Annotated in this window: 8 protein-coding genes; 2 read left to right on the forward strand and 6 right to left on the reverse strand. The window is 68.5% G+C overall.

Annotated elements, in window-relative coordinates; genetic code table 11:
- Positions 1-23: 23 nt before the first annotated feature.
- From ADL12_RS39555 to ADL12_RS39575, 5 genes are all read right to left on the reverse strand, one after another.
- On the reverse strand, positions 24-3263 hold the full coding sequence (locus ADL12_RS39555; protein WP_062712372.1) for a S8 family peptidase: 3240 nt from the start codon (positions 3261-3263) through the stop codon (positions 24-26).
- A 266-nt stretch (positions 3264-3529) separates the two neighbouring features.
- Positions 3530-4213 (reverse strand): ABC transporter ATP-binding protein, encoded by a 684-nt coding sequence (locus ADL12_RS39560; RefSeq protein WP_062712375.1) that lies wholly within the window; start codon positions 4211-4213, stop codon positions 3530-3532.
- Positions 4214-4829: 616 nt separating this feature from the next.
- Positions 4830-6305, reverse strand: a complete 1476-nt coding sequence (locus ADL12_RS39565) for an ABC transporter permease (protein ID WP_062712404.1) — start codon at positions 6303-6305, stop codon at positions 4830-4832.
- 620 nt (positions 6306-6925) lie between these two features.
- Positions 6926-8173, reverse strand: a complete 1248-nt coding sequence (locus tag ADL12_RS39570) for a L,D-transpeptidase (RefSeq protein ID WP_062712378.1) — start codon at positions 8171-8173, stop codon at positions 6926-6928.
- 221 nt (positions 8174-8394) lie between these two features.
- Positions 8395-8736 (reverse strand): hypothetical protein, encoded by a 342-nt coding sequence (locus ADL12_RS39575; RefSeq protein WP_244188221.1) that lies wholly within the window; start codon positions 8734-8736, stop codon positions 8395-8397.
- Positions 8737-8884: 148 nt separating this feature from the next.
- Between ADL12_RS39575 and ADL12_RS39580 the strand changes: the two genes are divergently transcribed.
- Positions 8885-9223, forward strand: a complete 339-nt coding sequence (locus ADL12_RS39580) for a hypothetical protein (RefSeq protein WP_244188222.1) — start codon at positions 8885-8887, stop codon at positions 9221-9223.
- 69 nt (positions 9224-9292) lie between these two features.
- Positions 9293-10057 carry a hypothetical protein gene (locus ADL12_RS39585; RefSeq protein WP_208614708.1) on the forward strand — a complete coding sequence of 255 codons (765 nt, stop codon included), beginning with the start codon at positions 9293-9295 and terminating at the stop codon, positions 10055-10057.
- 73 nt (positions 10058-10130) lie between these two features.
- Here ADL12_RS39585 and hutH read toward each other — a convergent pair whose 3' ends face one another.
- On the reverse strand, positions 10131-11669 hold the full coding sequence (gene hutH, locus ADL12_RS39590) for a histidine ammonia-lyase (protein ID WP_062712387.1): 1539 nt from the start codon (positions 11667-11669) through the stop codon (positions 10131-10133).
- Positions 11670-12106: the final 437 nt, after the last annotated feature.

Consider the following 12106-nt stretch of genomic DNA (forward strand, 5'->3'; position numbering starts at 1 on the left):
CATCTCAGATGTCTGCCACTGGATCACTTGCCGTAATACGCGTTGTAGATCGAGATCGTCGACTTGTTGCCCTTCTTGTCGGCGATCTTGGCGTGGAAGGAGATCGCCTTCCCCTTCGCCGGGTTCTTCACCGTGATCTTGCCGTTCCTGACCTCGAGCTTCTTCCAGGTCTGGCCGTAGTCGTACGACACGTACACGTGCAGCGACTTGAGGTTGCTGCCCGCGGCCGAGCCCACGACGGTGACCGGGAACGTCACCTTCTTGTCGGCGGCGACCCGGCTGTCCAGGCCCGTCTTGGCGTTGAAGCGGACCGCGGAGGCCGGGAGCATGACCTGATCGCCGGTCGGCTTCTTGGAGCGGAAGGTCCAGCTCGCGTCGATCCGCGTGGAGGCGGCCGCGACCTTGGTGCTCCGCTTGACCGAGGTCGTCAGCTTGTACTCGGCCTCCGCGGCCGGAACCTTGAAGATCCCGCCGCCGAACAGCGGGTCGTCGTTGGTGCCGACCTTGGTGCCGTTGCGGTACAGGCTCGTGGTCACCGCGGTGAACTCCGACGCACCGGCGTGCTTGTTGGCGTCGGCGAACAACGGCAGCAGCCCGTAGATGTCGTTGCCGTCACGGAACAGGCCGTAGTCCTTGTTGATGTGCGGGCCGAAGACCGCCGTGTTGAAGGTCTTCGTGTAGCTCTGGCCCGCCTTGAAGGTCTGCGGATTGCCCAGGGTGTAGGACGCGTCGATGATCGGGTTGCCGTCCGCGTCCTTGCCGGCGTACTGCTCGAAGTCGAACGTCCACTGGATCTTGTCGGACGTCGACACGTACACCGTCCGCGAGCCCGGCAGCTTCTGCTCGACCGTCGTGCCGATCGCGACGTCCTCGGGGAGGACGCCCACGGGGAGCAGTCCGCCGGTCTTGCCGGGGGCCGCGGCACCGAGGTGGTTCTTCACCTTGGCGAGCTCGCTCGCCTTGAAGTGCCGGACCTTGTTGCCCTGGATCTTCTTGACCTTGGCGGTGGTGGCGACGTCGTACTCGGTGGCGGCGCCCTTGGTCCACTGGCCGTTCCAGGTCTGGCTCAGGCCGCTCGCGATCTCCGGGCCCAGGTGCGCCATGCGCACGTCGGCGAAGGAGCCGAGGCCGACGCCGATGCCGATGCCCGCCGCGTCGTAGAAGTAACCGGCGCCGGCGGCCACCGGCTTGGCCTGCGCGTCCGGCACGGTGATGTCGGCCGACCTGGTCTTGCGAGCGTCGATCGTGACGGAGGTGTTCTTGGTGACGCTCAGCTTCGGCTGGACCACCCAGTCGAGGCCGCCCTCGAAGTTCACCCAGTCCTTGGCGATCCAGCCGTCCAGCAGATACGTGCCCTTGGGCAGCCGCATCTTGATCGTGCCGGACTCGGCGACCGGCACCTGGTAGAACCGGTCCGTCGCCAGACCCGAGTAGCCGAGCAGGAGGGTGTTGTAGTCGGGGGCCGGCTTGCCGTCCTTGTCGATGTGCTTGACGGTGACGTCGTACGACTCCACCTCGCGCTGCACCGCGGCGGCCGTACGGACGCTCTGCCCGCCGCCCGTCGCCGTCACATAAGCGGAGTAGGCGCCGTCGAGCGTGCCGCCCAGCTTGGTGTTGACGGTGAAGTCGACGGCGGCCTTGCCGCCCGCCGGGACCGTCACCTTCGTCGCACCGAGCTTGAAGAAGCCCGCGGGAGCCGCCTGGCCCTTGGGGTTGGTGGCAGTCGCGGACAGCGTGAGCGTGACGTCGTCCGTACCGAAGTTGCGGTACGTCAGCGCCTTGGTGACCGGCTTGTCGTCGGTGTGCGGCCACTGCTGCACACCGAAGCTCACCGACACCGGGTCGGCGATCACGGTCTGCTTGATGGCCTTGTCGACCTGGATACGGCCCGAACCCTGCTCGAACGGCGTGTACTTGCCGCCCTTGGTGGAACCGGTCAGCGCGCCCTTCAGCTCGGCGTACGTCCAGTCCGGGTGCTGCTGCTTGAGGATCGCCGCGGCGCCCGCGACATGCGGGGTCGCCATCGACGTGCCCGAGATGGTCAGGTACCCGGCCGGCTTCTCGCCGACCTCCTGTTCGATGAGGCTGCCCTTGGCGGACGCGGCCGTGATGTCCACGCCGGGCGCGGTCACGTCCGGCTTGATCGCGCCGTCGCCGAGCCGCGGGCCGGTGCTGGAGAACTCGGCGAGCTTGTCCTTGTCGTCGACGGCGCCGACGGTGAGCGCGGCGTCCGCGCTGCCCGGCGAACCGACCGACTCCGGGCCGGAGTTGCCCGCCGCGATCGCGAACAGGATCCCCTTCTCGGCGGACAGCTTGTTGACCGCTGCCTCCAGCGGGTCGACCTCCGGGGTGTCCATGCCGCCCAGGCTGAGGTTGACGACCTGGGCGCCCTGCTCAGCGGCCCACTCCATGCCGGCGAGGATGCCGGAGTCGTCACCGGAGCCGGTGTCGTCGAGGACCTTGCCGCTGAGGATGTCGGCGCCGGGTGCCACACCCTTGTACTTGCCGCCGGACTTCGCGCCGGTGCCCGCCGCGATGGACGCGACGTGTGTGCCGTGGCCGACCTTGTCGTCCGCGGTGGCGGACGGTGTGAAGTTCTTGGCCGCGATCACCTGGTCCTTGAGGTCCGGGTGGGTCGCGTCGACGCCGGTGTCCAGGACGGCGATCTTGACGCCCTTGCCGTCGTAGCCGGCCGCCCACGCCTTGGGGGCGCCGATCTGCGCGACGGACTTGTCGAGGCTGGCCTTGCGGACGCCGTCGAGCCAGACGTGCGCGATGCCGGAGGCGGTCCTGTTGCCGTTGGTGAGCGCGTCCCACAGTTCGGGCGCGTCCTGGTGCGGGGTCTGCACCGCGTCCGCGTTGAGGGACTTCAGGGTCCGGCGGAGCTTGCCCGCGTCCCGGACGTCCGCCTTGGCGCCGGCCGCGGCACCCTGGTAGCCGACGATGACCTTCAGGCCCTTGGCCTGGGAGGTGCGGGTCGCGAACTTGTTGAGCTCGGTGATGTCGAACAGCCGCTGGTCGAGCTTGCCGGTGGCGACCAGCCGGACCGCGTCGGCCGGGGTGACGTACGTGTGCCCGTCGGCCTTGCGTATCTGTACGGGTATCTGCTCGCGCCCCTTCGCCCGCTCCAGGCCGACCACGCGGCCCTTGGAGTCGACGGAGACCCGGTCACCCGTGATCAGGGTGATGCGGTGAGGGGAGGTGAGCGAGGCAGCGGCGCCGGACGGGCGCTGCTCCGGATCGGCCGACGCCGGGCTGGTCATGCCTGCGGCGAGGGCGACGGCGGCCGCCGTGGCGACAGAGGCCGCACATATTCTTTTGACTTTTCTGCGCAAGTTTCCCCCTTGCAGAAGGTCCGGGCGAATTCCCGTTCGCCCGGCCGGGGGTGGTCCCGCACGCACGCGTGTCGCCCCCCGGAATACTCAGTATGCCGAGGGGCGATCAGGCACCTCAATAGATGAGAAGAAGGCAAGAAGCACGCCTGCCGACTGTTACGCGACCGCGTGAACTCCGTTACAAACTCGTCGAGTTACGCCCCTGCGTTCTCCTTGACAGTGATCCGCCCCTTGCGGATGGTCGCCAGCCGCGGCGCCTTTTTCGCGATCGCCGAGTCGTGGGTGACCACGATGAAGGTCAACCCGAGTTCCTTCCACATGCGTTCGAGTACGTCCATGATCTCGTCGCGCATCGACTCGTCGAGGTTGCCGGTGGGTTCGTCCGCCAGCAGCACCTTCGGCTCCTTGACCAGCGCGCGGGCGATGGCGACGCGCTGCTGCTGCCCGCCGGACATCTCGCTCGGCAGATGCCCGAGCCGCTCGCCGAGCCCGACCGACTTCAGCGCCTCGGCGGCCCGTTCGCGCCGCTCCTTCGTCTTGACGCCGAGGGGGACGAGGGCGGTCTCCACGTTCTCCTGTGCGGTGAGGGTGGGGATGAGGTTGAAGGACTGGAAGACGAAGCCGATGTTCTCGCTGCGGACCTTTGTCAGCCGGGTCTCGGAGAGCCTGGCCAAGTCGGTGCCGTCGAGAACGACTTCCCCTGCGGTGGGCCGGTCCAGGCCGCCGAGCATCTGGAGGAGGGTGGACTTGCCACCGCCGGTGGGGCCCTGGATGACGAGCCGGTCGCCGTCGGCGATGGTGAGGTCGACTCCGTCGAGGGCGTCGACGGTTTCCTTTCCTCGGGTGTAGCGCTTGGTGACGTTTCTGAGTTCGTACATGGTGGGTGACTCCTGGGTGGGGTTCGGGGGTGGATCGGATCGTGTGTGACTGCGGGTGGACGGGGGCTGGTCGCGCAGTTCCCCGCGCCCCTATGGGTGAGTGCAGTCCCGCCGACTGCACTGCACCGCCACTCGACAACTCACGGCAGGGCGGGGCATCGCAGCGTGTCTGCGGGTCGGTGGGGGCTGATCGCGCAGTTCCCCGCGCCCCTATGGATGAGTGCAGTCCCGCCGACTGCACTGCACCGCCGCTGGACGACTCACGGCAGGGCCAGCCACCGCAGCGTGCACAGCCACCGACCGCCGCGGCCTGCGCGGTTGCCGACCGCTGCAGCATGCGTAGCTGCAGGCCGTCGCAACCGGCGGGCCGTCGTAGCCTGCGTACAACCGCCGACCCTCGCAGTCCGCGTGGCCGTGCACCGTCGCAGCCTGCGTCGCTGCCGACCGCCACAGCCTGCGTAGCCGCGGGCCGTCATAGCCTGCGCAGTTGCGGGCCGCCGCAGCCCACGTAGCTGCGGGCAGTCGTGCCGCTGGGGCGGCGCCCGTCCCAAAGAGAGCGGCACCCCGCAAGGGCCGGGTTGCGCGACCACCCCCGCCCAGCCGCAGCCGACGTCGGCTACTCGACGCGGCGCAGTGCATCGGCCGGACGGAGCCGCGACGCACGCCAGCCGCCGAAGGCACCGGCGATCAGCCCACCCGTCACCGCGAGCCCGACCGCAAGGGCAACCGTCGTAAGGCTGACGGGCGCGGTCAGCGCGACGTCCAGCGTCGTGCTCGCCGTCTGCCGCCCGGGACCGCCTCCGAAGCCACCGCCCCCCGGGCCACCGCCGGTTCCGCCACTGCCACCGCCCAACTGCGCCTGCAGCGTCGGACTGATCGCCGTCACGACGTACGCCCCCGCAAGCCCGACCGCGATCCCCAGCACGCCGCCGAGCAGCCCGTTGACGACCGCCTCGCCGACCACCTGCCGGGTCACCCGCCCCGACTTCCACCCCAGCGCCTTCAGCGTGCCGAACTCCCGCACCCGGCGCGACACCGCCGACGACGTCAGCAACCCGGCCACCAGGAACGCCGCCACCAGCACCGCGATGGACAGCCACTTGCCGACACTGGTCGCGAGGGACGAAGCCGTCGACAGGGAGCCGGACACCGTGTCCGCGAGGTCGGCGGAGGTCGTCACCGTCGTACCGGAGATGTTCTTCTGGATCGTCGACTTGACGGAGTCGATCTGCTGGGAGTCGGTCGCCTTGACGTAGATCGTGGTGACCTTGTCCTTGGCGTCGGCGAGCGTCTGCGCCTGCTTCAGCGGGATGTAGAGGTTGGCGGCGGCGTCCCCGCTGTCGGGCGTGGCGATGCCGATCACCTTGAACTTGGTGCCCTTGACGGTGACGGTCGAGCCGACCTTGAGCTTCTTCTCCTTGGCGTACGAGGTGTCGGCGACGACGACCTTGGCGTTCGTCTCCGTCGTCTTGAACGTACGGCCGCTGGTGATCTTCGAGGAGGTCAGCGGACCGAGCGCCGGCTTGGTGACGTCGGTGCCGTAGACGGAGTAGCTGTTGACGTCGAAGTCGGCGCCGCCACCACGCACTTCACCCTGCGGCTGACTGCTGCTGCCGCCACCGCCCTGGCCGGGTCCACCGCCCTGCTGGCCCCCACTGTTCTGGTCCTGCTGGAACTGCCCCCGCGTGAACTGCCCGCTGACCTTGACGACCTGCAGGCTCAACCCGCCCACCGCGTCCGCGACACCGCTCTGATCGCCGACCTTGGTCACGGTCGAACTCGACAGCGTCTGGAAACCCTGGACCATGACGCGGTCGCTGGACTGCTCCTCGTCGGAGTCGCTGTCCTGGGCATCGAACTGGAAACGCGGCCGCTCGGAGCTGTTCGCGGCCGGCTCGGCGGCCTTGGTGACGGTCATGTCCGTGCCCAGGCCGTACAGGGACTGCAGGACCTTGTCCTGGGCCGTGCTCATCCCGGAGGACACGGAGTTGACCACGATGACCAGCGCGATGCCCAGCGCAAGTCCGGAGGCGACGACGAGGGCCGCCTTTCTGCGGCGGCGCAGCTCGCGCCTCAAGTAGGTGAAGAACATGCGCCGCAAGCTAGGGACGGCGCGTGATGACTGGATAAGGCCGACATAAGAGAAGGATGAGAAGGCTGCACCCGGGCCAGGGGTGAGCCCGCGCACGGCTGTCAACCCGCGACCGTGGTTCGGGCGCGTGTGGCCGAGTCGGGCTTGCGGTGAGTGCCGACGGTGTACTTTCCTAGATACAAGAAGCCCCCGCCACGGCGGGCACCGTGACAGGGGCTTCAGCTCAACAGGCGCTTTGGTGGAAGGCCCCTAGTGGATCTGGGGACCTCCCGCTACCTGGCGAGCAGCCAGAGCCACCACCTCCTCGCGTGCTTGGCCCACCTTTCTGGCAGGCACCGGATCACCCGGCACACGAGAGTCGGCTTCGGCTTGGCATGACGTCCCACTGGGTGCGCCTCCCTTTCCATAGGGAGGCGGCCTTTTTCATTGCCCGGAACCGCCCCGCTTCGGGCCGGGCCCCGATGGGGTGGGGCCCGGAACAAGGGAGGCGCACCCGAAGGCGCGTCACATGCCGGACTTTACCGGCAACTCCCTTATGCAAAGCGAAACTTGAAGGCGGCCACCCGATCGGGTGACCGCCTTCAGCAGCTCCAGGTCAGCGCGTCAGCGCACGGCAGGCGTCAGACCGCCGAACCGGCCTTCCACTGCGCCCAGTCCATGTTCCAGCCGTTGAGGCCGTTGTCCGGCGCGATGGTCTTGTCGCCGGTGTTCTGGACGACGACGACGTCACCGACGATCGAGTTGGTGTAGAACCAGTAGCCTGCGGTGCCCTTGTCCTTGGCGCCCTTGGTGTCGGACAGGCCCACGCAGCCGTGGCTGGTGTTCACGTTGCCGAAGATGGACTTGGCGCCCCAGTAGTTGCCGTGCACGAAGGTACCGGAGGTGGACAGACGCATGGCGTGCGGCACGTCCTTGATGTCGTACTCGCCCTTGCCGTCGTCGTCGGTGAAGCCGACCGTCGCGCCGTTCATCCGGGTCTCCACGAACTTCTCGGAGATCACCATCTGGCCCTCGTACGTCTTGTTCTCGGGCGAGCCGGCGGAGATCGGGATCGTCTTGATGGTCTTGCCGTTCTGCGTGACCTTCATCTGCTTGGTCTGCGCGTCGACGTAGGAGACCTGGTTGCGGCCGATCTTGAAGGTGACGGTCTTCTGCTGGACGCCGTAGACACCATCGGCACCCTCGACGCCGTCGAGGGCCATCTTCAGGGTGACGGTGGAGCCCCCCTGCCAGTAGTCGTCGGGACGGCAGTCCATGCGGGTGTCGTTGAACCAGTGGCAGACGACTTCCTGGCCGCTGGTGCTGGAGACGGTGATGCCCTTCTGGACGTCCGCCTTGTTGCTGATCGCCTTGTCGAAGTTGATCGACACGGGCATGCCGACGCCGACCGTGGAGCCGTCCTCCGGCGTGAAGTAGCCGAGGAAGCTGTTGGCCGGGGAGACCGTGGTGAACGAGGCGTTCTCGTGGGCTGCGAGGCCCTTCGCGTCCTTCGCCGACACCGCGATCTTGTAGGTGGTCGAGCGCTCCAGCTGGCCGGTGGGCTTCCAGCTGGTCTTGTCCGCGGATATCTCGCCCTCGACCGCGGCGCCCTCGGCGGTCGTCATCGTCACCTCGGTGAGCGTGCCCTTGCTCACGGTGACGGCGGCGGAGTTGTTGATGGAGGCGTTGTCGGTGCCGTCCTCGGGCGTGATCTTGATCTGGGCCTCGGAGGTCTTCTTGGCGGCCGCCTCGTCGACCTTGGCCTGCGAGGAGTCGCCGCCGTCGCCGGAGGCGTTGTCGTCGCCGCCGGAGCAGGCAGAGAGCACCAGGACACCGCCGAGCAGTGCGGACGCGACCGCCAGGCCCTTGCGCCGCTTACTGTTCGTCATCACACGCTTCTCCATTGTTCCCGAATCCCCAAAAACCCCGAGAGTCCCCGTCAAGAATCTTCAACGCTGCGACCGGTTCGTCCCGTTCCACATTCCTTGTATGTGTGGGGAACACCACGTCCGCCGGGGCGGCTGGTGCGGGTGTCGGTCAGTGCGTCCCATGAGACGACGAAACCCCGGACGGCGGTTGCCGCCCGGGGTCACGATTTCCCCAAGCCGCGTCAGCCGACCCTCTTGGCCCCTTCGGTCCCTTCGGCGCTTTCGGCGCCTTCGTCGTCGAAGTCCTCGTCGACATCATCGTCGTCGAGGTCCCACTCCGGCGAATCCGGGTCGTAGCCGATTCGCTCGCTGGACCAGGAGGCTTGCGCGAGCTCGACCCCCGGCACCTCGCTGACCAGGTCGAACGGGTCGACGAGGTAAGCGAGGGCTTCCGCCGTGTCTTCCGTCACAGCGCTTTCGGCGTGGGCTCGTTCGTCGGCCGGCACGGTCTCGTCGGCGGAGATGCGCCGTAGCGCGGCCTTGGCCAGGGCGTCCTCGTCGTCCACTTCGAGGACGAGTTCCACGCGAAGCCGTACAAAACGTGATGTTTCTGGTGTACTCATGCCCGGAGCGTACGGCTCATTTCGCCCGTGACTTTCCCGTGACCCGCGACTTTCACTAACATCGCCCCACACGGCCAATTCGCCAGCACCACAAGGGGATCGATATTCCGTGTCCGCCGCTCACCGATCGTCGTCCACCGCACGCCGATCGCTGCTGACCGCCACCGCCGCGGGGGCCCTGCTGGGCGCCCTGTGGTTCGTGCCCTCCGCCAACGCGAATGGGGACGAGCCGGCGAGAACGGCCCCCTCGGCGACCCCGACGATGCAGGTCACCCAGCAGGCACGGGCCGCGTCCGAGAGCACGGACGAGACCGCCGCGGACAGCACCCGGCTCGCCGACACCGGAAGCTTCGACACCACGCCGTACATCGTCGGCGGGACCGCCTTCCTCGCGCTGGGCGCGGGCTTCGTCGCCTACTCGGTACGTCGGGAACGTCTCGGATTCTGAATCCACTTGATGCTCTCTTCACCTGGCCCGCTGCGGCAGCAGCAACATCAGACGTGGCATAGTCCGCCCATGAAGAGATCATCGGGCGTGCGTGTAGCCGCCACGGTTGCCGTGAGCGCGCTGACGCTCGCCCTTGTCACGGGTTGCGGGGGTGACTCCGGCGGTTCGGACGCGAAGGCGCTGAGCTCCGCGGAGCTGAAGAAGGCGATCATCGCCGAGAGCGATGTCGACGGATACAAGGTGGACACCTCCGGCAAGCAGCTGCCGAAGTCCAAGGACGACATCAAGAGCAGCGAGGAGAATTGCGTCCCGCTGGCCTACGCCATGGGCGGCCTGGCGCCGGGCGACGCGGCCTCGACCACGGCCGTCATGGTCAGGGAGGACAAGAAGAAGCCCTCCGACACCGCTTCCAAGTCCCTCGAGGACCTGACCGAGGGCGAGTTCGAGGACTCCTTCACGGATGCGCTGAGCCTCGACATGACCGTCGTGGGACTCTCCTCGTACGACGGTGACGGCGCCGAGCAGACCTTCAAGTCCGTGTCGGACGCGGTGGAGAGCTGCTCCGGGGGTTTCCCCGTCACCATGCAGGGCACGGACCAGAAGATCACCAAGATCTCCTCGGAGAAGGCGTCCGGGGCCGGTGACGAGTCGGTGGCGTTCACCGCGGTGAGCGACCTGGAGGACGGCGACGTGGGCACCACGCACGTCGAGGTGGTCCGGCACGACAGCACCATCGCCACGTACTACACGATGAACCTCGGTCTGATGATGACGGACAAGGCGTACGACGTCCCGGCCGCCCTCATCGACGCGCAGGCCGCGAAGCTGAAGTAACCCGCCTTTGCCGCAGGGGGCCCTGTCGCTTGTGGGACAGGGCCCCCTTCCCTGCGGAACTGCTGAAGCGGAACTACTGAAGCGGGCCGGTGACCTTCTCCACCGCCACCACCAGCTCCCCACCCCGCACGAACGCGTCGGCGGCGGCGAGGTCGGGCGCCAGGAACCGGTCCGGCCCCGGACCCTGGACACCGGCGGCCCGTACGGCGTCGATGACCGCCTGCGAGGCCGGTGCCGGGGCGAGCCCCTCCCGCAGCTCGATGGCACGGGTGGCGGCGTACAGCTCGACCGCCAGCACACGCGTGAGGTTGTCGACGGCCGTCCGCAGCTTGCGGGCGGCGGACCAGCCCATGGAGACGTGGTCCTCCTGCATGGCGGAGGAGGGAATGGAGTCGGCGGACGCGGGAACGGCCAGCCGCTTCAACTCGCTCACCAGGGCGGCCTGCGTGTACTGGGCGATCATCAGCCCCGAGTCGACACCCGCGTCGTCGGCCAGGAACGGCGGCAGCCCATGGCTGCGGTTCTTGTCCAGCAGCCGGTCGGTGCGCCGCTCGGCGATGGAGGCTAGGTCGGCGACGGCGATGGCGAGGAAGTCGAGCACGTAGGCGACGGGCGCCCCGTGGAAGTTGCCGTTGGACTCGACGCGCCCGTCCGGCAGCACAACGGGGTTGTCGACGGCGGAGGCCAGCTCCCGCTCGGCGACGACCCGCGCATGCGCCATGGTGTCCCGCCCGGCACCGGCGACCTGCGGGGCACACCGCACCGAGTACGCGTCCTGGACGCGGGGCGCGTCGTCCTGGTGATGCCCGGTCAGCTCCGAACCCTTCAGTACGGCCAGCATGTTGGCGGCGGAGGCGCCCTGACCGGGATGCGGCCGAATGGCATGCAGCTCGGGTGCGAGCACCTTGTCGGTCCCGAGGAGCGCTTCGAGGCTCAGCGCGGCGGTGACGTCGGCGGACTTGTAAAGGGTGTCCAGATCGGCGAGGGCCATGACGAGCATGCCGAGCATGCCGTCGGTGCCGTTGAGGAGGGCGAGGCCCTCCTTCTCACGCAGCTCGACGGGCGCGATGCCGTGGGCGGCGAGAAGTTCACCGGCAGGCCGCACGCTCCCGTCCGGGCCCTCTGCCTCCCCCTCCCCCATGAGCGTCAGGGCGCAGTGCGAAAGGGGCGCGAGATCGCCGGAGCAGCCGAGGGAGCCGTACTCGTGGACGACGGGCGTGATACCGGCGTTGAGAACATCGGCCATGGTCTGCGCGACCTCGGGCCGCACACCGGTGTGCCCCGAGCAGACGGTCTTGAGCCGCAGGAACATCAGGGCCCGTACGACCTCCCGTTCCACCCGCGGCCCCATCCCGGCGGCGTGCGAGCGAACGATGTTGCGCTGCAGCTGGGCCCGCAGCTCCTGGCTGATGTGCCGGGTCGCCAGGGCGCCGAAGCCGGTGGAGACGCCGTAGACCGGCTCGGGCTTGGCCGCCAACGCGTCCACGATCTCCCGCGCCGCACCAAGCGCCGCGACCGCCTCCCCCGACAACTCCACACGCGCCCCACCGCGCGCCACAGCAAGGACGTCGGACGCGGTGACCCCGGACGTCCCCACCACCACAGTGTGCATATCCATATTCAGGAGCGTACGCAGTGAAGACGAAGATGTCACTAGCGGGGGAACGGTACGCCCCTTACAACACCGGCCACCCCCCTCGGCCCGTCCGACGCTTGCGCCCAACGCCGGTCGCATAGTTCCAGCCCGTCCGGCGCGCGAGGACGGGCACGGCCATCCCGATCCCTCACCCACCCGCCGGGGGCCCTGCCTCGCCACGCCGGCATTCACTCCCCGGCCCCGCTCCAGGCACCCCAGCCCGTCCGGCGTGTGAGGACGAGGCCGCACCATCCCTAGCCCCCACCCACCCGCTGGGGCCTTCACTTCCCAGCGCCGGTCCGCACAATTCAGCCCGTCCGGCGTTTGAGGACGAGGCCCGTTCAGGGCCGAAGCGGGGGTCTGGGGGCCGCAGGCCCCCAGGAGGCGGGGTCGAAGGGGCGGAGCCCCTGGGG

Origin of the sequence: Streptomyces regalis (assembly GCF_001509475.1) — a bacterium.
In the GTDB taxonomy this organism is placed as follows: Bacteria; Actinomycetota; Actinomycetes; order Streptomycetales; family Streptomycetaceae; genus Streptomyces; species Streptomyces regalis.

Excerpts from the sequence above, each read along its gene's own strand:
- hutH (WP_062712387.1), bottom strand. The coding sequence starts at position 11,669 with ATGCACACTGTGGTGGTGGGGACGTCCGGGGTCACCGCGTCCGACGTC.
- ADL12_RS39585 (WP_208614708.1), top strand. The coding sequence starts at position 9,293 with ATGAAGAGATCATCGGGCGTGCGTGTAGCCGCCACGGTTGCCGTGAGC.
- ADL12_RS39560 (WP_062712375.1), bottom strand. The coding sequence starts at position 4,213 with ATGTACGAACTCAGAAACGTCACCAAGCGCTACACCCGAGGAAAGGAA.
- ADL12_RS39565 (WP_062712404.1), bottom strand. The coding sequence starts at position 6,305 with ATGTTCTTCACCTACTTGAGGCGCGAGCTGCGCCGCCGCAGAAAGGCG.
- ADL12_RS39555 (WP_062712372.1), bottom strand. The coding sequence starts at position 3,263 with ATGACCAGCCCGGCGTCGGCCGATCCGGAGCAGCGCCCGTCCGGCGCC.
- ADL12_RS39570 (WP_062712378.1), bottom strand. The coding sequence starts at position 8,173 with ATGACGAACAGTAAGCGGCGCAAGGGCCTGGCGGTCGCGTCCGCACTG.